The sequence below is a fragment of the Streptomyces corchorusii genome (genome assembly GCF_001514055.1).
Lineage (GTDB): Bacteria > Actinomycetota > Actinomycetes > Streptomycetales > Streptomycetaceae > Streptomyces > Streptomyces olivaceoviridis.
Window position 1 is genome coordinate 433,944 of record NZ_KQ948353.1, and the last position, 26,522, is coordinate 460,465.

8 protein-coding genes are annotated in these 26,522 nt (G+C 76.1%); all 8 read right to left on the reverse strand.

Translation table 11 applies throughout. From position 1 onward, the window contains the following. Positions 1-4: 4 nt before the first annotated feature. A complete protein-coding gene (gene rfbB, locus AQJ11_RS09140; RefSeq protein ID WP_059262525.1) occupies positions 5-976 on the reverse strand; it encodes a dTDP-glucose 4,6-dehydratase in 972 nt (323 codons plus the stop codon). Positions 977-1,026: 50 nt separating this feature from the next. Further along, entirely contained in the window at positions 1,027-1,212 is a 186-nt protein-coding gene (locus AQJ11_RS09145; RefSeq protein ID WP_059262526.1) for a hypothetical protein, read from the reverse strand. A 122-nt stretch (positions 1,213-1,334) separates the two neighbouring features. Then, complete coding sequence (locus AQJ11_RS09150; protein WP_237281039.1) at positions 1,335-1,703, reverse strand: DUF6479 family protein; 369 nt, start codon at positions 1,701-1,703, stop codon at positions 1,335-1,337. A gap of 319 nt (positions 1,704-2,022) precedes the next feature. After that, positions 2,023-2,295: a hypothetical protein gene (locus AQJ11_RS09155; RefSeq protein ID WP_014676680.1), complete on the reverse strand. Its 273-nt coding sequence runs from the start codon at positions 2,293-2,295 to the stop codon at positions 2,023-2,025. A gap of 81 nt (positions 2,296-2,376) precedes the next feature. Next, positions 2,377-4,824, reverse strand: a complete 2,448-nt coding sequence (locus AQJ11_RS09160; protein ID WP_059262744.1) for a SpoIIE family protein phosphatase — start codon at positions 4,822-4,824, stop codon at positions 2,377-2,379. A gap of 581 nt (positions 4,825-5,405) precedes the next feature. Then, positions 5,406-6,002 (reverse strand): GNAT family N-acetyltransferase, encoded by a 597-nt coding sequence (locus tag AQJ11_RS09165; protein ID WP_059262527.1) that lies wholly within the window; start codon positions 6,000-6,002, stop codon positions 5,406-5,408. Between the two features lie 139 nt (positions 6,003-6,141). Beyond that, positions 6,142-6,345, reverse strand: a complete 204-nt coding sequence (locus AQJ11_RS09170; protein WP_014676677.1) for an MbtH family protein — start codon at positions 6,343-6,345, stop codon at positions 6,142-6,144. Between the two features lie 128 nt (positions 6,346-6,473). Next, complete coding sequence (locus tag AQJ11_RS09175; RefSeq protein ID WP_059262746.1) at positions 6,474-26,513, reverse strand: non-ribosomal peptide synthetase; 20,040 nt, start codon at positions 26,511-26,513, stop codon at positions 6,474-6,476. Between the last annotated feature and the right edge of the window lie 9 nt (positions 26,514-26,522).

Genomic DNA, 26,522 nt, shown 5'->3' on the forward strand with positions numbered 1-26,522 from the left:
CGGCTCAGCGCGCGGCGCGCGCCTTGAGCGGCTCCCACCAGGACCGGTGGGCGCGGTACCAGGCGACCGTCTCGGCGAGGCCCGTGGTGAAGTCACGGCGCGGCCGGTAGCCGAGTTCGTCGCGGGCCTTGCTCCAGTCGAGCGAGTAGCGCAGGTCGTGGCCCTTGCGGTCGGGCACGTGCACCACGTGCTCCCAGCCCGCGCCGCACGCCTCAAGCAGCAGGCCGGTCAGTTCCTTGTTGGTCAGCTCCGTGCCGCCCCCGAGGTGGTACACCTCGCCGGGGCGGCCCTGGGTGCGGACCAGGTCGATGCCGTGGCAGTGGTCGTCGACGTGCAGCCAGTCGCGGACGTGGCGCCCGTCGCCGTACAGCGGGACGGGCAGTCCGTCGAGCAGGTTGGTCACGAAGAGCGGGATCACCTTCTCGGGGAACTGGCGCGGGCCGTAGTTGTTGGAGCAGCGGGTGATCCGGACGTCCAGGCCGTGGGTGCGGTGGTGGGCGAGGGCCATGAGGTCGGCGGCGGCCTTCGACGCGGCGTACGGCGAATTCGGCGCGAGCGGATGCGTCTCGGACCACGAGCCGGCCCGGATGGAGCCGTAGACCTCGTCGGTGGAGACGTGCACGAACGGGCCGGTGCCGTGCCGCAGGGCCGCGTCCAGCAGGGTCTGGGTGCCCAGCACATTGGTGCGGACGAACTCCCCGGCCCCCTCGATCGACCGGTCGACGTGCGACTCGGCGGCGAAGTGCACCACCTGGTCGGCGTCCGCCATCAGTTCGCCGACCAGGTCGGCGTCACAGACGTCCCCGTGGACGAAGTCCAGCCGGGGGTGGCCGACGGGGAGGTTGGTGAGCGTGCCGGCGTAGGTGAGTCTGTCCAGCACGGTCACGTGCGGTGCGTCCGGCGCGTCGTCGGCGAGGAGTCCGCGGACGTAGTGGGAGCCGATGAAGCCGGCGGCGCCGGTGACGAGCAGGTTCATGATCGGAGTATGACCGCCGAGCGTGCCGGCGTGCGGCCCCGCCCCGGCGGTCAGTCCTCGCCGCGCACGATGTTGTCCTCAAGGTCCGGGCCCTGCCGCTGCGCGCGGGCGCGGTCCAGGACGGCGGGCACGCAGGTGCGCACTCCCCGGTTCCGCCGACGGCGGGCCTGGGCCCAGCCCGTCTCCGCGTGGGGTACGGCCGGTTTCTCGCTGGCATGCGCGGTCACGTCGTTCATCTTCCTTCTGCGTCCCGCTCGCCGCGGGCGCCGTTCGCCGGACCGCCCGGCCCGGGGTGTGCTGTGTGCCCGGCCGGGTCCCCGGGCCGGGCGGCCCGCAAACGCGGCGGTGCCGCACCGGGTCAGGTGCGACCGCCGCCGCCACCGCCGAAGGACCCGCTCGACCCGGGCGACCAGCGGGGGCGGCGCTGGTCGTCGGCGCGCTTGGTGCCGACGTTGCCGAGCTGGTGGGGGGTGAGGCGCTCGCTCTCGTCGGTGGCCCGGGGCACCTCGTCGGGCTCACGGACCTCGCGGGTCTCGTGGACCGGCCCCGACGGCGGCATCTTCGGCTGTTCGTCGGGCCGCGGCGGCGCCGGTTCCCGCTCGCGCACCTTGAAGCCCAGCCGGAAGGCCCACATGAGTCCCGCGACGCAGGCCACACCGGCGATCAGGATCAGGGCGTAACCGAAGACCTGGGCGCCCGTGGCCGCTTCGTACATGGCAGTGTCCATGAGCGCCGGGTACCCGGCGCGGCGCGACGGATGCGCGACCCCGCACGAACCGGCAGGCCGGCGGCCCGGCAGCCCCTCGGACCGGCCCCCGCGAGGCGCGGGCGTGGGCACTGGCAAAGCCCCGGCGTGGATCTTGGCGAGTCCGGCCGCGGGTCGTGGCCGGGTGCGGCCGTGGGTCGTGGCCGGGTGCGGCCGTGGGTCATGGCCAAGTGCGGTCTGGGCGGGTCATGGCCAGGTGCGTCCCTGGCCGGTCATGGCCAGGTGCGTCCCTGGGACATGGCCGAGGCCGCCGCGGGTCACGACCGGGCCCGCCCGTGGATCAGTCCGTCTCCTCCGCCGCCGCGCGTTCCACCTCGGCCTCGACCTCGGCCCGTGGCCGGCCGGTCTGCCGGGCGTACTCGCTCACCGCCGTCTGCACATCGCGGGCGAGGTCCCGCCAGGCGCGCAGGGCGGTCTCGTAGGTGCCCGACTGGGCGCCGGTCATCCGCCGCTCGGCCGGCGGGCCGTAGGCGTCCCGCAGTTCCTGCACCTGGGCGTGGGCGGCGGTGGCCGCGCGCTGCTTGGCGACCAGTTCTTCGAAGGTGTGCGACACGCCAACCGACCCTAGGCAGGTCCGGGACGCGGGCCCGCCGCGACCTGCCGGGATCACCGCCACCCGTACCCGAGTGGCGGGTCAGGGGTCGGGTACGAGGTCCGCCCAGACCTGTTTGCCGCCGCTGACCGGGACCGTGCCCCAGGCCGCCGACACCGCCTCCACCAGCAGGATGCCCCGCCCGCCGGTGGCCTCCCAGCCGATGCTGGTGGGCTTGACGGGGCTGCGCGGGGAGGAGTCGGCGACGGCGAGCCGCAGCCGGTGGTTGACCAGGCTGAGGTCGAGCCGGACCTGGCCGCCGGTGTGCACCAGGGCGTTGGTGACGAGTTCGGAGACGACCAGCAGGGCCACGTCGATCGTGTCCCGGGACAGTCCCCAGGCGCGCAGCGTGCGCCGGGTGAAGCGGCGGGCGTGCCGGACCGCCTCCGGCACCCGCCACACCGTCCAGCTCTCCCGGCGCGGGCGTACGGCCAGTCCGTCGTAGCGCATCAGCAGCAGCGCCACGTCGTCGCCGCGGTGCGCGCCGGTGAGCAGGGCGTCGGCGACCTGGCCGAGGTGGGCGGGGTCGGCGGCGGACAGTGCGCGGGCCAGCCGGTCCATGCCGTCGTCGAGGTCGGTGTCCGGGGACTCCACCAGGCCGTCGGTGGTCAGCGCGATCACCGTACCGGGCTGGAGCCGCAGCGGGGTCATCGGGAACTCGCCCTGGGCGAGGACCCCGAGCGGTGGGCCGCCCTCCGCCCGCACGATCTCGGCGGTGCCGTCCGGGTGGCGCAGCACCGGTTGCACGTGCCCGGCGCGGACGCACCAGGCGGTGCCCTGCTCCACGTCGACGTCGACGTAGGCGCAGGTGGCGAAGAGGTCGGTCTCCATGTCCAGCAGCAGCCGGTTGGCGTGTGCCACGACCACGTCCGGGGCGTGTCCCTCGGCCGCGTAGGCGCGCAGCGCGGTGCGCATCTGGCCCATCAGGGTGGCGGCGCCCGCGTTGTGGCCCTGGACGTCGCCGATCACCAGGGCGACGTGGTTGTCGGCCAGCGGGATCACGTCGTACCAGTCGCCGCCCACCTCCAGACCGGCCGTGGTGGGCAGGTAGCGGGCGACGGCGACCGCGCCGGGCAGCCGGGGCAGCCGGCGGGGCAGCAGGGTGCGCTGGAGCATGCCGACGAGTTCGTGCTCGGCGTCGAAGGCGTGGGCACGCAGCAGGGCCTGGCCGGTCAGGCCGGCGCAGGCGGTGAGCAGGGCGCGTTCGTCGGGGGCGAAGTCGTGCGGGCGGTCCCAGCCGACCAGGCAGGCGCCGGCCATGCGGCTGCCGGCGGGCAGCGGCAGCACGGCGAGGCCGCCCGGGCCGACCTCGGCGAGCGCGGGCTCCAGCGCCGAGCCGGCGGGCCAGATCCTGGCGCGGCCCTCGCGCAGCGCGGCGGCCAGGGTGGGCATGGCGCGCACCGGCGCGTCGGGCCATTCGGTGCGCCACTCGCTGCGCCACACCTCGGGCCAGGCCTCGGGCTCGGGCGGGTCGAGGACGGTGACGACCAGCCGGTCGTTCTCCAGTTCGGCCAGCGCGATCCGGTCGGCCCGCAGCGGCTTGCGCAGGGCGGCCACGACGGCCTGCCCCACGTCCTTGACGGTGCCGGCGGTGGCGAGGGCGGCGGCCAGGCGCTGCACGCGGGCGACGTCGGTGACGTCGGAGCGCAGGCTGGAGGCGTCGGCGACGGTGCCGACGAGCCGGGCGGAGCGGCCCTCGCCGCCGGGCAGCAGCCGGCCGCGCAGCCGCAGCCACCTGGGCGGGCCGGCGGGCTGAAGGATGCGGAACTCCAGCTCGCGGTCGCCGATGGACATGTGGTCGGCCTCGACCACCGACATCAGCGCGGGCACATCCTCCGGCACCGCGCGGCCGAGCAGGGTCTCCACGCGACCGTCGAAGCTCTCCCGGTCGACCCCGAACAGCCGCAGGATCGCCTCGCCGACCTCCACCCGGCCGGTGTCCATGGTCAGGCTGAAGGCGTCCTCGGGCAGCTCGCCGGTGTCCCCGGCGACGACCGGGGCGGGTACGGCCACGGCGCGGGCGATCAGCTCCAGGCTGGTCCGGTCGTCGGTGCCGAAGCCGCCCGGGTGCTCGCCCACGGCCAGCAGACAGCCGCCGCCGGCGGGACCGAGCGGCAGGACGGCCACGGAGAAGTCCGGGGACGGGGTACGGCGGGAGTCCGGGGCGGCGGCCAGTTCGGCGGGGCCGAGCCAGCGCGGGCGTCCGGTGCGGTGCGCCTCGGCGACCGGGGAGGCGCCGGCGACCGGATAGCAGTCCCTGAGGCCGTACAGCGTGCGGGGCAGACCGGCCGACTCGGCGAGGCAGAGCTGCGTGGCGTCGTGGCCGGGCGTGTACACCCCGGCGAAGGACGCACCGGCGAACACGAGCGCCTGTTCCAGCACCCGGCGGAGCCGGTCGGGGGTGGCCGGGGACGCCATCAGCGACGCGAGGGCGGCTTCGGCACGCTCCGGCGCCGTCCGCGTCCCGCTGATCGCAGCGCCCTCACTCACCACGTCGCCATTACAGCGCGTATCAGCCGCCTGCGCAGCCCCTGTGAAGCGCGCTGAACGGACGCCGTCCGGCTGCCCTGGCCGAGGGTGACCACGGGCGGGCGGACGCGGGTGGGGCGGGCGACGCGCGGGTGAGACGGGGGTCGCGACGGGTGGAACGGGCGACGCGACGGGCGAGGCGGGAGTCGCGAAGAGCGGGGCGCGGCGGGCACGACGACGGGCGGAACCGGCGGGGCGGACACCGCGACGCGGGCGGTGGACAGCGCGACGCGTCGGGCCGGACACCCGCGACGGGCGCGCCGGCACCACGCCTGGCGGGGCCACCTGCGGCCAGCCTGCTGAGGGAAACCGTCGGCTCCCACCGAACCTGCCGCGCAGGCACCGGCCGCGACATACCCAGCGGGAACGCCCCAGCCGGGCCCGCCGGACAGGGTGTCGGCTACGGCAGGCGGCCAGGCGGGACCGCCTCCCGCCGTCTGCCCTGTCGGACGGGCGCCGGCCGAGATGGACAGCCACGCGGGGCCGCCTCCCGGCCGCGGTTCGTCGGAAGCGGCGTCGGCCGTGTCAGACGGCCCCGGGGCTCACACGGGATCCTCCACCGCCGGCGCCGCGCCCGCGCCCTCGGTGTCTGCCCCTTCCCCGGGCTTCCCAGAGTTCCCGGGCTTCCCGGTCGAGACGACCACCAGCTTGGTCACCGTGCCGTCGTCCGCGACGACGTCCCGGACGTGGCGGAAGCCCAGGCGGCGGCACATGGCCAGGCTCGCGGTGTTGTCGGCGCCGACCATGCCGTACGCCTCGGTGAGCCCGAGATCGTCGGCGGCGTGACGCAGGAGGCCGCGCACCGCCTCGCCGCCCAGTCCGCGCCCCCAGTGTCCGGGGGCGAGCGCGGTGACGAGTTCGTGGCCGTCGACGTTGCCGGTCGGCTTCACCTCCGCGTGGCCGACGTAGACGCCCTCGTGCCACAGGCCCCACACGTCGAAGCGGCGCTGGGGGTAGATGTCGGTGAGGATGGCGCGGAACAGCTCGCGGATCTGCGGTTCGGGCACGCGTTCCTGGCCCATCCAGCGGCACACCTCCTCGTCGCGCAGCAGGGCGACGAAGGCGTCCTCGTGTTCGGGGCGGTAGGGGAGGAACTCCAGGCGTTCGGTGCGCAGGACGGGGGTCGTGACGGACGTCAAGGCGGACTCCTCGGGAGTGATGCGGTGCGGCGGGTGCCGGGTGACCGGCGACGCGTGGGGGGGGGAGGAGTGGGGGGAGACGCCGGGCCGGCCCGGTGCGGGCGGCCCGGCGTGTGGGTCGTGGTGGACGCGCGGGGCGTCAGGCGCCGGCGTTCTCCATGCGCTCGCGCAGGCTCTTGGGCCGCATGTCGGTCCAGACCTCGTCGACGTACGCGGAGCACTCGGCCTCGGTGCCCTCCTTGCCGACGGGCTGCCAGCCGGCGGGCACCTCGATGTCGACGGGCCAGAGGGAGTACTGCTCCTCGTCGTTGCGCAGCACCTGGTAGCGGGTGTTCTCGTCCATGCCGGTCTCCTCGGGGGTTCGGTTCGGGTGAGCTGGGGTGGGGCGGGGGCGGGCGGTCGGGGCGCGGGGGGCGCGCGGCCCGTACCGGGTGGCACGCCGGCACGGGGCCTCGCGGGGCCGGAAGTTCGTCACCGGCCTCCCCTGGCGTGCCGGGCCAGGTGGCGCAGGGCCTCGGCGAACTCCTCGGCCACCCGGCGCACGGTCGCGGTGTCGTGCACGCCGGGGCGGTGGTGCCAGGTGAAGGCGAGCCGGCCGTGCTGGACCGCGCCCACCACCTCCAGCAGGTGTGAGCCGGGGTCCCGGGGGTCGTGGTCCTGCCCGAGGGAGCCGTGTTCGGCACGGACCAGGCCGTCCGACGCGGTCTCGGGGCGGGCGTCCCACTGGCCGAGGTAGTTGAACACCACCTGGCTGTGCGCGCTGCCGCCGAGGCGTTCGCGGACCTCGGACGGGCCGAAGGTGCGCAGCGCGCCGAAGCCGATGCCGTTGCCGGGTACGGCGCGCAGCTGGCGGCGCACCGACTTCACCAGGGACCGCCAGTCGCGGTCCGGGCCGAGGTCGCCGGGGTCGGGCACCTGCACGGCGACCGGGTAGACGGTGGTGAACCAGCCGACGGTGCGGGACAGGTCGACCCCGTCGAGCAGGTCCTCGCGGCCGTGGCCCTCCAGGTCCAGGCGGACCCGGTCGTGTCCGGTCCAGCGGGCGAGCGCCAGGGTGAGGGCGGCGAGCAGCACGTCGTTGACCCGGGTGCGGTAGGCGGTGGGTGCCGAGCGCAGCAGGGCCGTGGTGTCCTCCTCGCCGAGCTCCACGCTCACGGTGGCGGCCGGTCCGGCGGCGGTGGGCGCGGGTGGCACGGGGTCGGTGTCCACCGCCTGTTCCCAGTACGGCAGTTCGTGATCGAGGCCGCCCTCGGCGACGTACGCGGCGAGTCCCCGCGACCACGCGCGGAAGCTGGTGCCGCGCTCCCCCAGCGTGACCGGTCGGCCCTCAAGGGCCTGCTGGTAGGCGGTTTCCAGGTCGTCGCGCAGGATGCGCCAGGAGACGGCGTCCACGACCAGGTGGTGGGCGACCAAGAGGAGGAACGCGGGCCGCTCCGGCTCCCCGGTGAACAGGGCCGCGCGCAGTTGCGGGCCCCGCGCCAGGTCGAAGCTCGCGTGCAGTTCGTCGGCGGCCTTGGCCATGGCCGCGTCGGCCTCCTCGGCGGACAGTCCGGTCAGGTCGTGCCGCACGAGGATGCCGGGGCCGGCGGCGGGCGGTGGGTTGAACTGGTGCCAGCCGTCCGCGTCCCGGGTGAACCGCATGCGCAGCGCGTCGTGGTGCTCCAGCAGCGCGTCCAGGGCGGCGCGCAGCGCCCGTGGGTCGGGGGTGCCGTGGAGTTCCAGCAGCGCCGACTGGTTGAAGTGGTGGTGGGCGGCGCGCGGGGTGGTCAGGAACCAGTCCTGGATCGGGGTGAGCGGTACGTCGCCGGTGACCGGGCCGTCCCCGGACCGCCGGGGCGCGGCGCGGACCACGGTGGCGAGTTCGGCCACGGTCTGGTGCGTGAACAGGTCGCGCGTGGCCATGTGCAGGCCGTCGCGGCGCAGCCGGGAGACGACCTGCATGCTCAGGATGGAGTCGCCGCCGAGCGCGAAGAAGTTGTCGTCGGCGCCGACCTCCTCGATGCCCAGCACATCGGCCCAGATCCGGGCGATCCGGCGTTCGGTGTCGGTGCGCGGCGCGGTCTTCGGGCCGTCCGCGTACTGTCCGGGCCCGGGTGCGGGCAGGGCCCGCCGGTCCGTCTTGCCGTTCGGGGTGAGCGGCAGCCGGTCGAGCGGTACGAAGACGGACGGCACCATGTGCGGGGGCAGCAGCCCGGCCAGGTGCAGCCGCAACTCCCCGACGGGCAGCCGCACCTCACCACCGGCCCGGCCGGCGGTGGCAGGATCAGCGGCGGACCGACCGGCAACGGACGGATCGACAGCGGACCGATCGGCGGCGGTTGGAGCGGCGGCCGACGAATCGGCGGACGGCGAATCGGCGGCGGACGGATCGCCGGCCGAGGCGTCGGCTGCGGGCCGCCCCTCCGCCGGAACGACGTAGGCGACCAGCCGGGCCGGCGCGTCCGGTGTCTCCCCCGCGCGTACGACGACGACCGCGTCCCGCACCAGCGGGCTGCGCCGCAGCGCGCTCTCGATCTCGCCGGGCTCGATGCGGAAGCCGCGCAGCTTGACCTGGTCGTCGGCGCGTCCGGCGAACCGGAGCCGGCCGTCGGCGGTCCAGCGGACCAGGTCCCCGGTGCGGTACATCCGCTCCCCCGGCGCGCCGAACGGGTCGGCCACGAACCGCTGGGCGGTGAGTCCCGGCCGGCCCAGGTAGCCCCGGGCGATTCCGGGCCCGGCGAGGTACAGCTCCCCGGTCACGCCGGGCGGTACGGGACGCAGGGCGGCGTCGAGCACGCGGACGCGGATGCCGCCGGCGGGGCGGCCGATGGGCGGGGCGCCGGTGCCGGGGGTGAGCGGACCGGTCCAGGTGGCGACGACGGTGGCCTCGGTCGGCCCGTAGGAGTTGATCATCCGGCGGCCGGGGGCCCAGGTGTCGACCAGGTCGGCCGGGCAGGCCTCGGCGCCCACGATGAGCGTGCGCAGGTCGGGCAGGGCGGCGGCGGTCTGCGGCGGGACGGTGGCCAGCGCGGCCGGGGGGATCAGGGTGTGGCTGACGCGCCGTTCGGCGAGCACCTCCGCCAGCCGCTCGCCGACCAGCGGCCCCTCCTCGCCGGTGACCAGCGCGGCCCCGCTGAGCAGGGAGACGCACAGCTCCAGCACGGAGGCGTCGAAGCTGGGCGAGGCGAACTGGAGGACCCGGTCGCCGGGGCCCGCCGCGTACTGCTCGGTGGCCGCCGCGGCGAAGGAGGCGAGGCCGCGGTGGGTGACCACCACGCCCTTGGGGGTGCCGGTGGAGCCGGAGGTGTAGATGACGTAGGCGGGGTGGGCGGGGGTGAGCGGCGCGGTGCGGTCGGTGTCCGTGGGTGCCGTGTCCGGCCCGTCGGCGGCCCACACCTCGGCCGGGTCGGCGAGGACCAGGTGGGCGCCGGCGTCCCGGATCATGAACTCCCTGCGCTGCGGCGGGTAGTCGGGGTCCACGGGCAGGAAGGCGCCCCCGGCCTTGGTGACGGCGAGCTGGGCCACGACCGTCGCCGCCGAGCGGGGCAGCGCCAGGGCGACCACGCGCTCCGGTCCGACGCCGTCCCGGACGAGCCGGTGGGCCAGCCGGTTGGCCGCCCGGTCCACCTCCGCGTAGGTCAGCTCCCGGTCGCCGTCGACCAGCGCGACCGCGTCCGGGGTACGGGCCGCCTGCCGCTCGAACAGGGCGGGCAGGGTCGTCTCGGGTACCGGGCGGAAGCTGCCGTGCCCCTGGTCCAGCAGGGTCTTCAGCTCGTCGTCGGAGGTGAGCGGCAGGGTGCCGAGCCGACGGTCGGGGTCCTCGGCGACGGCGTGCAGCAGGGTGCCGAGCTGTCCGGCCATCCGGTCGGCGGTGGCCGGGTCGAACAGGTCGGTGTTGTAGGTGAGCAGGCCGTGCAGGGCTCCGTCGTCGGTCTCGGCGAACTCCAGGGTGAGGTCGAACGCGGCCTGCTCGGACTCCGGTTCGACGTCGGTGACGTCCAGGCCGGGCAGGTCGAGACCGGCGGCCGGGGTGTTCTGGAGGACGACCATGACCTGGAAGAGGGGGCTGCGGCTGGTGTCGCGGACCGGGTCCACCTCGTCCACGATCCGTTCGAACGGCACGTCCTGGTGGGCGAAGGCGTCGAGGACGGTCTGCCGTACGGCGGTGAGGAACCCGGTGAAGGGCTCCTCGGCCCCGGCGCGGGAGCGCAGTACGAGGGTGTTGACGAAGAACCCGACGAGGCGCTGCGTCTCGGGCCGGTCGCGGCCGGAGGTGACGGTGCCGACGGCGATGTCCTCGGCGCCGGAGAGGCGGGCGAGGTAGGCCTGGGCGGCGGCGACGAGCGCGGTGAACAGGGTGGTGCCGTGGTCGCGGGCGAGCCGGGTCAGCCGCCGGACGGTGCGGGCGGGCACCACCAGCCGGGTGGTGGCGCCGGCGCTGGTCCGCACCGGCGGCCGGGGCCGGTCGGTGGGCAGCTCCAGCGGCGCCGTGTCGGCCAACTGCCGCTTCCAGTAGGCGAGGTGCTCGCCGGCGCCGGTGTCCCCGGTGCCGCGCTGCCAGCGCGCGTAGTCGGCGTACTGCACCGGCAGCGTCGGCAACTCGGTTTGTTCGCAGCCGAGTTCGGCGCGGTAGAGGTGGGCGAGGTCGCCGAGCAGGACGGAGGTGGACCAGCCGTCGGTGACGATGTGGTGCAGGGTGAGCGTGAACACGTGGTCGTTCTCGGCGAGCCGGATCAGACCGGTGCGCAGCAGCGGGCCCTGACGCAGGTCGAAGGGGCGGGAGCGTTCTTCGGCGAGCAGTCCGCGCAGGGCGGATTCGGGGTCGGCGGTGCGTGACAGGTCGCGCACGGGCAGCGGCACGTCCTGGGGCGGGTGGACGCGCTGTACGCCGTGCCCGTCGACGCTGTCGAAGGTGGTGCGCAGCGACTCGTGCCGGGCCACCAGGGCGGTCAGGGCCGCGCGGAGAGCACCGGTGTCCAGGGTGCCGCGCAGCCGGAGGGCGAGCGCGGTCACGTACTCGGCGCCGCCGGGCGCGAACTCCTCCAGGAACCACAGGCGTTGCTGGGCGTACGACATCGGCGCGGCCCCGTCCCGGCCGGCCGGGGCGATCGCCGACCGGCCGGTGCCCTGCCGGGGGTCGAGCAGCCGGGCCAGTCCCGCCGGGGTGGGGTGGGTGAACACCGCGCGCGGGGTGACGTCGGTGTCGAAGGTCTCGGCGAGGCGGGAGGCGAGCCGGATGCTGAGGATGGAGTCGCCGCCGAGCTGGAAGAAGTCGTCCTCCGCGCCGGGCGGTTCGCTGCCCAGCACCTCGCCGAAGACGGCCGCCGTGCGGCGCTCGGCCTCGGTGCGGGGCTCGACGCGGGCGCGGCCCGGCAGGGCTTCCGGGGCGGGCAGGGCCGCGCGGTCGACCTTGCCGTTGCGGCTGAGCGGGAGGGCGGTGAGCGGGACGACGGCACCGGGGACGAGGTAGTCGGGCAGGGTGCGGGCGGCGAAGTCCCGCAGCTCCTCGCCGTCCTGTCCGGCCGGTCCGACGACGTAGGCGACGAGCCGTTTGGCGCCGGGCCGGTCCTCGCGGGCCAGCACGGCCACGTCCACGACGCCCGGATGGGCGGCGAGGGCGGCCTCGACCTCGCCGGGCTCCACCCGGAAGCCCCGGATCTTCACCTGGTCGTCGGCGCGGCCCAGGAACTCGACGGTGCCGTCCGGCCGCCGCCGGGCCAGGTCGCCGGTGCGGTACATCCGGGCGCCGGGCGGGCCGTAGGGGTCGGCGAGGAAGCGGGCCGCGGTCTCGCCGGGGCGGCCCAGATAGCCGCGGGCGACGCCCTCGCCGGCGACGTACAGCTCACCGGGGCAGCCCGGCGGTACGGGTCGCAGCCGGGCGTCGAGGACGTGCACCCGCATGTCGTCGAGCGGGCGGCCGATGGGGACGGTGCCGGGCACGGCCGCCGGGTCGGTGAGGGCGCAGGAGGTCGCGAAGGTGGTGGTCTCGGTGGGGCCGTAGCCGTCGACGACGGTCAGGCCGGGGCAGGCGGCCAGCACCCGGCGCACGGCCTGGGCGGGGACGACGTCACCGCCGGTCCACACCTGCTTCAGGCCCCGGAAGCAGTCGGGGGCGTCCTGGGCCAGCAGCCGGAACAGTCCGGCGGTCAGCCACAGCGCCGTCAGCTCCCCGTCGGCGGCCAGCCGGCGCACCAGGGCCGCGTCCACGCCGCCGGCCGGGGCCACGACCACGCAGCCGCCGTTCAACAGCGGCGCCCACACCTCGAAGGTGGCCGCGTCGAACGCCACCGGCGAGTGCAGCAGCACCCGCGCGCACACCCCGTCGGCGAACCGGCTGTCGGTGGCGAGGGCCGCCACGTCCCGGTGCCGTACGGCGACCGCCTTGGGCAGGCCGGTGGAGCCGGAGGTGAACATCACGTACGCCAGCCGGTCGGGGTCGGCGGCCGGTGTGCGCCCCTGCCCGGCGCTGGTGCGGGCGGCGGTCACCTCGGCCGGGGTGAGCCGGACGGTCGCACCCGCCTGGGCGAGCAGGGTGCGGCGGCGCTCCTCGGGCGCGCGGGTGTCGACGGGGACGTAGGCGCCGCCGGCCATGAGCACCGCAAGCTGGGCGACGACGAGTTCGGCGGAGCGGTCCATCAGCAGCGCCACCCGGTCCTCGGCCGCCAGGCCGCCGGCCACCAGCCGAGCCGCCAATGCGGCGGCCCAGTCGGCCAGTTGGCGGTACGTCAGCCGGCGCTCGCCGTCGCGGACCGCGAGCGCGTCCGGGGTGCGGCGGGCCTGCTCGGCGAACAGGTCCACGGGGCTGCGCGGGGCGGCCCGGCGGGCGGGGGTGTTCCAGGCGGCCAGCAGGTCGCGGTCGGCCGGGGTGAGCAGGTCCAGGCCGGCCAGGTCGGTGTCGAACCCGTCGGCGAGGGAGGTGAGCAGCGCGGCCAGCCGGTCGGCGGCGCGCTCGGCGGTCGCGGGGTCGAACAGGGCGGGGTCGTAGGCCAGGTCGAAGGCGAGCCGTTCGGCCAGGTGGGCGCGGAGGCACCAGGGGAAGGTGGTGGCGTCGTCGGCGCGCACCTCCTCGACGCGGACGCCGGTGCGGGCCGTGGCCGACTCGTCCACGGGGTAGTTCTCGAACACCACCATGCTGTCGAACAGGGGCTCGCCGGAGGGGACTTCGCCGGCGGCCTGGATGCGGGGCAGGGCGAGGAAGTCGAAACGGCGGGCGTCGCTCTGCCGTTCCTGGAGGTCGCGCAGCCACGGCAGGACCGGCCCGGCCGGGACGCGGACGCGGGTCGGCACGGTGTTGATGAACATGCCGATCATGCTCTCGACGCCGGGCAGTTCGGCCGGGCGGCCGGACACCGTGGTGCCGAACACCACGTCGTCCTGTCCGCTGGAGCGGGCCAGCAGCAGCGCCCAGGCGCCCTCCACGACGGTGTTGACGGTGAGTCCGGCGCGGGCGGCGCTCTCCCGCAGCCGGTGCGAGACCCGCGCGTCCAGTTCGTGGTGGACGGCGGCGGCGGAGCGGGCGCGGTGGGCCTCGGCGGGCGTGCGGTCGTACGGCAGCGGGGTGCGGGCGGTGAATCCGGCCAGGGCGTCGGCCCAGTACCGTTCGGCGGCCTGCTCGTCCTGCTCGCGCAGCCAGTGCAGGAAGTCCGCGAAGGGCCGCCGTACCGGGGGTGCCGGGTCGGGGCCGCCGGTGAGGGCGGCGTAGCGTTCGCACACCTCGGTGAGGAGCTGCCCGGTGCTCCAGCCGTCGAGGACGATGTGGTGGGTCGACCAGAGCAGCAGCACCTCGTCGCCGGGCAGGGCGGCCAGGGTGAGGCGGGTCAGCGGCGCGGTGGTGAGGTCCATGCCCGCCGCGCGGTCCTCGGCGAGCAGCCGCTCGGTGGCCTGCGCGCGCCGCTGCGGGGTCAGCGCCCGCCAGTCGAGGTGGGTGACCGGCAGCTCGGCGCGCCGGTGGACCACCTGGACCGGGTGGGGCAGCCCCTGCCAGTGCACGCTGCTGCGCAGGGCCGGGGTGCGGTCGGCGACCTGCTGCCAGGCGGCGGCGAACGCGTGCGGGTCCGCCACGCCGGACAGGCGTACGGCCGTACGGTCGAAGTAGGCGTGCTCGGTGTCCATCAGGCCGTGGAAGAGCATGCCGGACTGGAGCGGGGAGAGCGGCAGGACGTCCTCGACGTGCCGGCCGGTGCCGACGAGCCGGTCCAGCCGGTCCTGGCGGAGACCGGCGAGCGGGAAGTCGGAGGGGGTACGGCCGCCCGCTCCGGGACGGGCGCAGTGCGCCACGATGTCCCGCAGGGCTCCGAGCGTCTCGTCGGCGAGCCGGCGGACGGTGGCCTCGTCGTAGACCGCCGACGGGTAGGTCCAGCCGAGTTCGAGGCGGCCCCGCTGGACCACTCCGGTGACGTCCAGCAGGTAGGGGCGGGGTTCGTCCGGGTCGGTGTCCCGGCCGGCCGGGGGCAGGGAGCCGCGCAGCAGCCCGTCGGTGCCGTCCGCGTCCCACTGGCCGTGGTAGTTGAAGCCGATGCGCGGGGTGGGGGCGCCGGCGAGGGGGCTGTCGGGCAGGAGGTGGCGCAGGGCGCCGTGGCTCAGGCCGCGCAGCGGCACCGCGCGCAGCTGTTCCTTGACCGCGCGGAGGGTGTCGTGCCAGCCGGCGTCCGGGTCGACGCGCAGGGCGAGCGGGAACTCGGCGGTGAACCAGCCGACGGTCCGCGCCAGGTCGAGGTCCGCGAACAGGTCCTCCCGGCCGTGTCCCTCCACGCCGAGCAGGACGGTGTCGCGCCCGCACCAGCGGGCCAGGGTGCGGCCGAGGGCGCTGAGCAGGACGTCGTTGACCTGGGTGCGGTAGACCTCCGGGACCTGCCGCAGCAGGGCGTCGGTCGTGGCCGCGTCCAGCGTGACGGTGAGGGTGGCGGCAGTGCCGTGGGTGTTGGGTCCGGGCCGTCCGGCGGGCAGCTCGGCCGGGGCCGCGCCGGTGCGGGTCCAGTACGGCAGGTCCGCGTCCAGGGCGCCGGAGCGGGTGTGCCGGTCGAGCCGGGCGGCCCAGGTGCCGTAGGAGGTGCCGGTGGCGGGCAGTTCGACGGGCCGGCCGGCCGCCGCCGCTCCGTGGGCGGTCTCCAGGTCGGCGAGCAGGATGCGCCACGACACACCGTCGATCACCAGGTGGTGGGCGGTGATCACGAGTTGGCCGTCCCGCCGTGGGCCCCGGTCGAAGAACAGGACGCGGACGACCCGGCCCGCGACGGGGTCGAGCGCGCACTGCGCCTCCTGCGTGATCCGCTGGACCTCGCGCTCCAGCGCGGCGTCGTCCAGCGCGGCGACGTCGTGCCGGGTGAAGACGGCGTCCGGGGCCTCGGGCAGCACCTCCTGGCGCCAGCCGTCGGCGGTGCGGCAAAAGCGGGTGCGCAGGGCGGCGTGGTGGTGGACGAGGGCGTCGACAGCGGCCCGGAGCGCCGGCCCGTCCGTGCCGGCGGCGAGTTCCAGACGCTGGGTCATGGTGAACCGGAGCCGCTGTCCGGGGTCGCGGCCGTCCAGGTACCAGTGCTGGATCGGCGTCAGCGGCGCCTCGCCGCTCTCCTCCGTGGGGGTGGGGTTCGGAGCGGACTCCCGTACCCGCAGGGCGAGTTCGGCGACCGTCTGGTGGCGGAAGACATCCTTGGTGGTGAGGGCGAGTCCGCACTGCCGGGCGCGGGAGACGATCTGGATGCTCAGGATGGAGTCGCCGCCGAGCGCGAAGAAGTTGTCGCGGGCGCCGACCCGTTCGACGCCGAGCACGTCCGCCCAGATCGCGGCCAGGCGCTCCTCCGTGCCGGGCCGGGGGGTGACGTACGGGGTGGTGCTGTCGGGCCGCGCGGGCGGGGCGGGCAGTGCGCGCCGGTCGGTCTTGCCGCTGGTGGTGCGGGGGATGCGGGCCAGCGGGACGAACGCGGCGGGCACCATGTGGTCGGGCAGGGTGCGGCGCAGGGCGAGCCGCAGGTCGTCGGCGGACGGCATCCGGCCGGCGGTCGGCACCACATAGCCGACGAGCATGGGGCGGCCGGCGTGTTCGCGTGCGGCGACCGCGGCGTCGGCGACGTCCGGGTGGTCCAGGAGGGCGGCCTCCACCTCGCCGGGCTCGATGCGGAACCCGCGGATCTTGACCTGTTCGTCCACCCGGCCCAGGAACTCCAGCAGCCCGTCCCGGTCCCAGCGGACCCGGTCCCCGGTGCGGTACATCCGCTCCCCCGGCGCCCCGAACGGGTCGGCGAGGAAGCGGGCGGCGGTGAGGCCGGGCCGGTTCAGATAGCCGCGGGCCACCTGGGCCCCGGCCAGGTACAGCTCGCCGGGCACGCCGGGCGGCACCGGGCGCAGGGCGCCGTCGAGGACGTAGGAGCGGAGGTTGCCGCCGGGGCGGCCGATGACCGGGCGGTCGGGCCGGTCGGCGAAGCGGCCGTAGACGGCGTCGACGGTGCACTCGGTGGGGCCGTACATGTTGTACACGCTCACGCCCGACCGTCGTTCGGCCTGGACGAGTTCGCGCCAGTCGGCCGGGGTGACGGCCTCGCCGCCGACGAGCAGCAGGCGGGGGTGGTGGCGGCCGGGGGCGAGCAGCCCGGCGGCGGTCAGTTCGCGCAGGAAGGACGGGGTGACGTTCACCAGGTCGAGGCGGTGGCCGGCGACCTGGGCGCAGAAGGCCTGCGGGTCCAGGCGTACGTCCTCGTCCACCAGGTGCACCTCGTGGCCGAGGGCGAGGAGCAGCGGCCCTTCCCAGGAGGTGTCGAAGGAGAAGGAGGCGCTGAGCGCGGCCCGCAGCCGCCGCCCGCCGTCGGTGTGCGGGGCGAGCAGGCCCGCCCGGTGGTCGTGGCAGAGGTTGACGAGCTGCCGGTGCTCGACGGCGACGCCCTTGGGGCGGCCGGTGGAGCCGGAGGTGTAGACGATGTACGCGGTGTGCTCGGGCAGCAGGGGCCGGACCCGGTCGGCGTCGGTCGGGTCGTGCGCGGGGAGCCGCCCCCAGGGCACCTCGTCGAGGCCGGTCAGTACGGTGTGCGGCCGGGCGTCGGAGAGGAGGAGGTCGGTTCGCTCCTCGGGTAGTGCGGGGTCCAGGCAGAGCAGGGTCGCGCCCGCCTTGAGGACCGCGAGCACCGCCACCACCAGGTCGGAGGTGCGCGGGAGCCGTACGGCGACCACGTCCTCGGGGCCGGCGCCCCGGGCGGCGAGGTGGTGGGCCAGCCGGTTGGCGCGCTCGTTCAGCGCGGCGAAGTCCAGGGTGGTGTCGCGGGCCACCAGCGCGGTGTGGTGCGGGGTGCGGGCGGCCCGGTCCTCGAACAGGGCGGGGAAGGTGGTGTCCGGCTCGGGCAGCCGGGCGCCCTGCCCGTACCGCAGCACCTGGCGCCGTTCGTCGTCGGTCATCAGCGGCAGGCGGCTCACGGCCCGCTCCGGGTCCTCGGCGGCGGCCTCCAGCAGGACGCGCAGCCGGGCGGCCAGGCGTTCGGCGGTGCCGGTGTCGAAGAGCCCGGTGTTGTACTCCAGGTAGCCGGTGAGTCCGCCGTCGGTCTCCGTGAAGTCGAAGGCGAGGTCGAAGGTGGCGTTGCGGACGGGCGGGGTCACCGGCTCCACCGCCAGGCCGGGGAGCCGGGGCGGTTCGGCGCCGAGGTTGTGCAGGGCGACCATGACCTGGAACAGCGGGGTGCGGCTGGTGTCCCGCTCGGGCTGGAGGGCGTCCACCACGCGCTCGAAGGGCACCTCCTGGTGGGCGAACGCCTCCAGGACGGTGTCGCGTACCTCGGCCAGCAGTTCCCGGAAGGGCAGTTCGGGGCGGACCCGGGCGCGCAGCACCAGCGTGTTGACGAACATGCCGACCACGTCGTGCAGTTCGGGCCGTTCCCGGCCCGCGGTGACCGTGCCGACGGTGACGTCCTCCTGGCCGGCCCAGCGGGCGAGCAGGACCTGGCAGGCGGCCACGAGTGTCATGTAGAGGGTGGCGTCGGCCTCCCGGCCCCGCTCGCGCAGCCGCTCGGTCAGCGCGGCGGGCAGGGTGAAGGTCACCAGGGCGCCGTCGCGGGTGCGGACGGCCGGGCGCGGCCGGTCGGTGGGCAGCTCCAGCGGGGTCACACCGTCCAGCGCGCCGCGCCAGTAGCCCAGTTCGGCTTCGGTCCGCTCGGCGCGGGCGCGCTGCCAGGAGGCGTAGTCGGCGTAGCGGACCGGCAGGGCGGGCAGGCCGGGGCGGCGGTCCTCCAGGGCCGCCGCGTACAGCTCGCCCAGGTCCCGGGCCAGCACACCGGCGGACCAGCCGTCCGTGACGATGTGGTGCAGGGCGAGGACGAGGACGTGCTCGTCGGCGGCGCACCGGACCAGGCGGACCCGGAACAGCGGCCCGGTGGCCAGGTCGAAGGGGGTGGCGGCCTCGCCCTCCAGGAGGGCGTCCAGGGCGCTATGGGCACCGGCGCCCTCGGCGGTGTCCGCGAGGTCGTCCACCCGCAGGTCCACGGGGTGTGCCGGGTTGACCGACTGCCGGGCTTGGCCGTCCTGTTCGGTGAAGGTGGTGCGCAGGGCGTCGTGCCGGGCGACCAGGCCGTCCAGGGCGGTGCGCAGGGCGGCGGTGTCGAGCGGGCCGCGCAGCCGCAGCACGGACAGGGTCGTGTACTCGGTGCTGCCCGGCTCGAACCGGTCGAGGAACCACAGGCGTTGCTGGGCGTACGACAGGGGCGCCGGGGTGTCCGGGTCGGTGGCCGGGATGCTGTCGGCGGTGCCGCCGTGCCGGGGCTCGCCCAGCGCCGCCGCGAGGGCGGACAGCCTGGAGTGGGTGAACAGCAGCCGGGGTGAGACGTCCGTGCCGAAGGCGGCGCGCAGCCGGGAGGTGACGCGGACGGCGAGGATGGAGTCGCCGCCGAGGGCGAAGAAGTCGTCGTCGGCGCCGACCTCCCCGGTGTCCAGGACGTCCGCCCACGCGGCGGCGACCAGCCGCTCGGCCGGGGTGCGCGGCGGGGTCCGCGTGCCGTCGGCGGCGAAGCCGTCGGGGCCGGGCGCGGGCAGGGCGCGCCGGTCGAGCTTGCCGTTGACGGTGAGCGGCAGCGCGGCCATCGGCACGTACGCGGCCGGGACCATGTGCGCGGGCAGCAACCCCTCAAGATGGGCACGGAGTTCGGCGGCGGGCGGCGGCGGCAGGGCGCGGTCGCCGCTGCCGGTGCCGACGACGTGGGCGACCAGCCTGCGGGTCCCGGCGGAGTCCTCGTACACGCCGACGGTGGCGGCGCCCACGCCCGGGTGGCGGTGCAGGGCGGCCTCGATCTCCCCCGGCTCGATGCGGTAGCCGCGGATCTTCACCTGCTGGTCGGCGCGGCCCAGGTACTCCAGGGTGCCGTCGGCTCGCCGGCGGGCCCGGTCGCCGGTGCGGTACATGCGCGTGCCGGGCCGGCCGAACGGGTCGGCGGGGAAGCGGGTCGCGGTGAGGCCGGGCCGGTTGAGGTAGCCGCGGGCCAGGCCCTCGCCGGCGACGAACAGCTCGCCGACGGCGCCGGGCGGCACCGGCTGGAGGGTGTCGTCGAGGACGTAGAGCCGCAGGTCGGGGATGCCCGTTCCGATGGGGCTCGCGGTGCCGGCGCGGACCGCCCGGCGGTCCAGGGCGGCGTAGGTGACGTGCACGGTGGTCTCGGTGATGCCGTACATGTTCACCAGGCGGGGCGCGGTGTCCGGGTGGCGGGCGTACCAGTCGCCGAGCCGGGCCACGTCCAGCGCCTCACCGCCGAAGATCACCGTGCGCAGCGCCAGCCGGGCACTGACGTCGGGCAGTTCGGCGTCGGCGCGGATCAGCGGGTAGAAGGCGGAGGGGGTCTGGTTGAGGACGGTGACCTGTTCGTCGGCGAGCAGGCGCAGGAAGTCCTCCGGGGAGCGGGCGGTGTCCTCGGGGACGATGACGAGCCGGCCGCCGTGCAGCAGCGGGCCCCACAGCTCCCACACCGAGAAGTCGAAGGCGTAGGAGTGGAAGAGGGTCCACACGTCGTCGGGGCCGAAGCCGAACCAGGGCCGGGTGCGGGTGAACAGCCGGACCACGTTGGCGTGCGGGACGACGACACCCTTGGGCCGGCCGGTGGAGCCGGAGGTGTAGATGGCGTACGCGGGGCTCTCGGGCAGCGCGCGGCGGACCGGGCCGGCGGCCGGGCGGCGGGCCAGGTCGGCGCGGACGCCGGGGTCGTCCAGCCGCAGGACCGGCACGGGCGTCTCGACGGCGGTCCCCGTGGTGGTCACCAGCGTCACGGGGGCGGCGTCGGCGAGCAGGTCCCGGACGCGTTCGGCGGGCAGCGCGGGGTCGACGGGCAGGTAGGCGGCGCCGGTCCTGAGGACGGCGAGGACGGCCACGACGAGATCGGTGGAGCGGGGCAGCGCGAGCGCCACGAACGTCTCCGGTCCGGCGCCGAGTTCGGCGAGCCGGTGGGCGAGCCGGCCGGAGCGCTCGTCGAGGGTGGCGTAGTCGAGCCGGTCGGCGCCGCAGGTGACGGCCTCGGCGTGGGGGGTGCGGGCGGCCTGGGCGGCGAAGAGGGCATCCAGGGTGTCGGCGGGCCGGCCCTCCTCGGTGCCGTTCCAGCCGGCCAGCATCCGGTGCCGCTCCTCGGCGGTCGTCCAGGCGAGCGCGCGCACGGGCCGGCCGGGGTCGTCGGCGAGTTCGGTGAGCAGCAGGCACAGCCGGTCGGCGAGGGCGCGCACGGTCGTGGCGTCGAACAGAGCGGGGTCGTAGGCGAGGTCGAAGCCGAACCGCTCGCCCTGGTAGGCGCGCAGCACGAGGGCGTAGTTGGTGGCGTCGCGGGCGGAGACGTCCGCCAGGCGTATCCCGGAGGCGGCCGAACGGGCCTGGTCGAAGGGGTAGTTCTCGAAGGCCACCATGCTGTCGAACAGGGGGCTGCCGGCGGGCACGTCGCTCAGCGAGGTCAGCTCGGCGAGGGACACCGCCGCGTACCGCCGTGCCTCGGCCTGCGCCTCCTGGAGTTCCCGGAGCCAGGCGGCGGCGCTGCGGGAATCCTCCACGCGGACGCGGGTGGGCAGGGTGTTGATGAACATGCCGACCATCGACTCGACGCCGGGCAGGTCGTCGGGGCGTCCGGAGACGGTGGTCCCGAACAGCACGTCCCGCTCGGCGCTGTAGCGGGACAGCAGCAGCGCCCAGGCGCCCTGCACCACCGTGCCGAGGGTGAGTCCGGCCGCGCGGGCGGTGCGCGCCAGCCGGGCCGAGACCTCCTCGGAGAGCCCGGCCGTGTGCACGCCCGCGGAGCGGGTCTCGTGGCCCGGGCGGCGGACGCGGTCGACGGGCAGCGGGGTGGGGGTGGCGAACCCGGCGAGGACGGTCCGCCAGTGCGTGCGCGCGGCCTCGGTGTCCTGGCCGGCCAGCCAGCGCACGTAGTCGGCGAACGGCCGCCGCACCGGGGGCCGGGGCCCGGCGCCGGTGGTGAGCGCCGTGTACTCCTCGAAGACGTCGGTGAGCACCTGGGCCAGGCTCCAGCCGTCCAGGATCAGATGGTGGGAGGTCCACAGCAACTGGAGCCGGGCCTCGGGCAGCCGGACGAGGGTGAGCCGCATCAGGGGGGCCGTGCCGAGGTCCAGGCCGCGCGCGAGGTCGTCGGCGCGCAGCCGGTCCAGCCGTTCGGCCCGCTCCCCCGCGTCCACGTCCCGCCAGTCCACCTGCTCCACGGGCACGGTGACCCGGCGGTGCACGACCTGGAGCGGCACCGGCACGTCCTCCCACACCACCGAGGTGCGCAGGGCGGGGGTGCGGTCGGTCACGCGCTGCCAGGCCAGGACGAGGGCGTCGGGGTCGGTCACCCCGTCGAGCAGCAGTGCGGCCTGGTCGACGTACACGTCGTCCGGTCCGCCGACCAGCCGGTGGAAGAGCATGCCCTCCTGGAGCGGGGTGAGCGGCAGCAGGTCCTCCACGTCCCGGCCGTCCCCGGCCAGACGGTCCACGCCGGCCTGGTCCAGGCGGGCCAGCGGGAAGTCGGAGGGGGTACGGCCGCCCGCGCCGGGCCGGGCGCAGTGCTCGGCGACGGCGGCGAGCGCGCGCACCATGCCGTCGGCCAGCCGCCGTACGGTGTCCGCCCGGTGCACCTGGTCGCTGTAGTGCCAGGTGATCTCCAGCTCGCCGTCGGCCACCAGGGCGGAGACGTCCAGGAGGTGGTCCAGCGGCGCGCCGGGGTCCATGTCCCGGCCGGGCACGTCGGCGACGGGTGCGAAGTCCCCTCCGGCGGGCGCCTCCCACTGGCCGTGGTAGGTGAAGCACACCTGGGGCAGCGGGAGTTCCCCGAGGGCTCTCGCTTCGGGCCGGGGCGAGCCGAGGTGGCCCAGGGCCTGGTAGCCCAGACCGCGCCGGGGCACGGCGCGCAGCCGCTCCTTGACGGACTTGAGCGTGGCCCCCCAGTCGCCCGGTCCCGCCGGGGTGAGGGTGACCGGGTACTGGGTGGTGAACCAGCCGACCGTGCGGGACAGGTCGGCGCCCTCGGCCAGCTCCTCCTCCCGGCCGTGGCCCTCCAGGGCGACGGTCACCCGCTCCTCGCCCGTCCAGTCGGCCAGCACCCGGGCCAGCGCGCTCAGCAGCACGTCGTTGACCTGGGTGCGGTAGACGCCCGGCACCCGCCGCAGCAGTGCCTCGGTGGTGGCGCGGTCCACCCGGGTGCGCACGGTGCGCACGGTTCCGGCGAGCGGGGTGCCGGGGAGGTCGACGGGGAGCGGGGTGCGCGGCGGCGCGGTCTCCCGCGTCCAGTGGGGCAGGTCGTCGTCCAGGTCGCCGGCCCGTACCCGGTCGGCCAGCTCGCGCGCCCAGTCGGCGAACGGGGTGTGCTCGGGCTCGGGCCGGGGTTCCTGCCCGGCCGCGGCCTGCCGGTAGGCCTGTGCCAGGTCGGCGAGCAGCACCCGCCAGGAGACGCTGTCGACGGCCAGGTGGTGGGCGGTGAGGAACAGGCGCGGACGTTCCCCGCCGGTGAGCAGGGCCGCGCGCAGCAGGGTTCCGCCGGCCGGGTCCAGGGCGGCGCGGGCGGCGTCGGCGGCCTCGTCGGGCGGGGTGCCGGGGCCGTACCGGGTCAGCGGTCCGGTGGCCGGGCCGGTGGCGGGGTGCTGCCGCCAGGTGTCCCCGGTGCGGGTGAAGCGGGCCCGCAGGGAAGGGTGTGCGTCCACCACGGCGTCCAGGGCCCGTTCCAGTGCCCGTTCGTCGAGGTCCCGGGGCAGGTCGAGCAGCATCGACATGCTGAAGTGCCGCAGCGGGCCGTGGGTGGCGAAGAACCACTCCTGGACCGGGGTGAGCGGGGCGGGCCCGTCCTCGTGCGGGCGCCGGGGCGCGGGCAGGCCGGCGGTGCGGCGGGCCGCGGCTGCGGCCAGGTCGGCGACCGTCTGGTGCCGGAAGACGTCCTGCGAGCCGATCCGGAGGCCCGCCGCGCGGGCCCGGGAGACGGCCTGGATGCTCAGGATCGAGTCGCCGCCCAGTTCGAAGAAGTTGTCCGTGACGCCGACCCGGTCCACGCCGAGCACCTCGGCCCAGATGGCGGACAGGGTCTCCTCGTCGGGGGTGCGGGGAGCGACGAACTCCCGCTCGCCGGCGGTGGTGTCGGGCGCGGGCAGGGCGCGGCGGTCCAGTTTGCCGCTGGTGGTCAGCGGCAGCGCGTCCAGCGGGGTGAAGGAGGACGGCACCAGTGCGTCGGGCAGCACCCGGCGCAGGGCCGCGCGCAGGTCGGCGGGGGCGGGCCGGGGCGCGCCGGGCGCGGGGACGACGTAGGCGGCGAGGCGGGTGTGGCCGTGCGCGTCGGGTACGGCGACGACCGCGGCGGCGGCGAGGCCGGGCAGCGCGAGCAGGGCGGCCTCGATCTCGCCGGGCTCGATGCGGTGGCCGCGCACCTTGACCTGGTCGTCGGCGCGTCCGAGGTAGTCCAGGCGGCCGTCGGGGGTCCAGCGGGCCAGGTCGCCGGTGCGGTACATGCGGGTGCCGGGCGGGCCGTAGGGGTCGGCGAGGAAGCGGGCGGCGGTCAGGCCGGGGCGGCCGGTGTAGCCCCGGGCCAGCTGGGCGCCCGCGAGGTGCAGTTCGCCGCCGACACCGGGCGGCACCGGCTGGAGCCGGTCGTCCAGCACATAGGCCCGCACCCCGGGCAGGGGGCGGCCGACCAGGGGGCGGTCGCCGCCGTCGATGCGGCAGGACAGCGCGTCGACCGTGCACTCGGTGGGACCGTAGAAGTTGTGGGCGGTCACACCGGGGTGGGCGGCCAGCTCACGCCAGAGCGCGGGCCCGACCGCCTCGCCGCCGAGCATGAGCACCCGGGGGCGGTGCCGGGGGTCGGTGAGCAGCCCGGCGGGCAGGAGCTGGCGCAGGTAGGACGGGGTGACGTCGAGGAAGTCGACGCGGTGCTCGACGACGTACGCGACCAGGGCGGCCGGGTCCATCCGGGTCGTCTCGTCGACCAGGTGCAGCGGGTGGCCGTCGGCCAGCAGCAGCACGCCTTCGAGGGAGGTGTCGAAGGAGAAGGACGCGGTGAGCGCGACCCGCAGCGGGCCGCCGCCCGCCTCGGCGACGAACCCGGCCCGGTGCGCGGCCAGCAGGTGCGCCGCCGAGCGGTGGGACACGGCGACGCCCTTGGGGCGGCCGGTGGAGCCGGAGGTGTGGATGACGTACGCGAGGTTCCCGGGGTCCAGCGGGGCGCGCCGGTCGGCGTCGGTGGGGTCGGTGTCGGGGAGGCCCGCGGGCACGGCGCGCAGGGCGGCCTCGTCCAGAACCAGGGCCGGGCGGGTGTCGTCCAGCAGGTACCGGACGCGCTCCTCGGGCAGGGCCGGGTCCAGCGGCAGGTAGCCGGCGCCGGACTTCCAGACGGCGAGGATCGCGGTGATCATGTCGGCGGTGCGCGGCAGCCGCAGCGCGACCAGCCGTTCGGGGCCGGCGCCGAGCGCGATGAGGTGGTGGGCGAGCCGGTTGGCGCGGGCGTTGAGGGTGGCGTAGTCCAGCCGTTCGCCGCCCGCGACGAGGGCGAGGGCGTCGGGGGTGCGGGCCGCGCGGCGCTCGAAGATCTCCGGGTGGGTGAGGTCGTCCACGGGGTGGTGCGGGCCGGTGCTCCATTCGTGGACGACACGCCGTATCTCGTCCCCGGACAGCAGGGGCAGGCTGCCCAGCGGGCGGTCCGGTGCCTCGGCCGCGCCCTCCAGCAGGCGCAGGAGTTGCCCGGCGAGCCGCTCGGCCGTGGCCGGGTCGAACAGGTCGGTGCGGTACTCCAGCAGACCGGTCAGGCCCGCGCCGTCCGGCACGAACTCGATGCTCAGGTCGAAGGTGGCCGCCTGCCGGGGCACGGTGACCGGGGTGGTGGCGAGGCCGTGCGGGGCGCTCGCGGCGGGCGGGTCGGGGTGCAGCAGGACCATCACGTCGAACAGCGGGTTGCGGCCCGCCTCGCGGGGTGCGCCGACCGCCTCCACGATCCGCTCGAACGGTGTGTCGCCGTGCGCGAAGGCGTCGTTGACCGTGCCGGCCGTCGTGGCGAGCAGGTCGCGGAAGGAGCCGGACGTGTCCACCGGGGTGCGCAGGACGACGGTGTTCACGAAGAAGCCGACGGTCCGTTCGAGGTCGGTGCGGGACCGGCCGGGGGTGAGGGAGCCGACCGTGATGTCGTCCTGGCCGGACCAGCGGGCCAGCAGGGCCTGGGTGGCGGCGACCAGGGCGGTGTGGAGGGTGCTGTGCTGTTCTCTGGCGAGGTCGCGCAGCCGTGCGGTGAGGGGGGCGGGGACGGTGAACGTGTGGACGGCGCCCGCGCCCGCCTCCTCGCCCCGCCGGGGCCGGTCCAGGGGCAGCTCGGGTGCCACCGCACCCGCCAACTGCCGCTTCCAGTGGGCGAGATGGCGTTCGAGGCGGGGCCCGGAGAGCTGCTCGCGCTGCCACACCGCGAAGTCCGGGTACTGCGTGGCCACCGGGGGCAGCTCCGGTCGGGCACCCCGCGCGAGGGCGTCGTAGGCGGTGCACAGTTCGTCCAGGACCACACCCATCGACCAGCCGTCCGTGACGATGTGATGGGCCGTCAGCAGCAGGACGTGCGAGGTCGCCGTCTCGCGCAGCAGCAGGGCGCGCAGCAGCGGCCCGTGCCGCAGGTCGAAGGGGCGGGAGTACTCCGCGAGCAGGTCCGCGTCCAGGTCGCCGGTGTCCCGCACCGGCAGCGGCACCGGGCCCGCCGGACGGACGCGCTGCACCGGCCGGCCGTCGGTCTCCTCGAACGTGGTGCGCAGGGCCTCGTGCCGGGCGACGACGGCGGCGAGCGCCTCGCCGAGCGCCGTGTGGTCCAGCGCGCCGGTGAGCCGGACGGCGACCGCGCTGTTGTAGCGGGCGTCGCCGGGGCGCAGCCGGTCCAGGAACCACAGCCGCTGCTGCGCGGACGACAGCGGCAGCGGGCGGTCCCGGTCGGCGCGCGGGATGCCCTGCCGGGCGGCCGGGGCCGCGCCGCCGGCCCGTCCGGCGAGCCGCCGCCGCAGTGCCTCCCGCAGCTCCTCGGGCAGCGCCTCGGCACGGTCCCGCCTGGAGGGCCGTGCGGAGCCGGAGGGGTTCGAAGGGGTCGAAGACGTCATGGTCGTCGG

Excerpts from the sequence above, each read along its gene's own strand:
- AQJ11_RS09170 (WP_014676677.1), bottom strand. The coding sequence starts at position 6,345 with ATGGACGAGAACACCCGCTACCAGGTGCTGCGCAACGACGAGGAGCAG.
- AQJ11_RS09145 (WP_059262526.1), bottom strand. The coding sequence starts at position 1,212 with ATGAACGACGTGACCGCGCATGCCAGCGAGAAACCGGCCGTACCCCAC.
- AQJ11_RS09150 (WP_237281039.1), bottom strand. The coding sequence starts at position 1,703 with ATGGACACTGCCATGTACGAAGCGGCCACGGGCGCCCAGGTCTTCGGT.
- AQJ11_RS09175 (WP_059262746.1), bottom strand. The coding sequence starts at position 26,513 with ATGACGTCTTCGACCCCTTCGAACCCCTCCGGCTCCGCACGGCCCTCC.
- rfbB (WP_059262525.1), bottom strand. The coding sequence starts at position 976 with ATGAACCTGCTCGTCACCGGCGCCGCCGGCTTCATCGGCTCCCACTAC.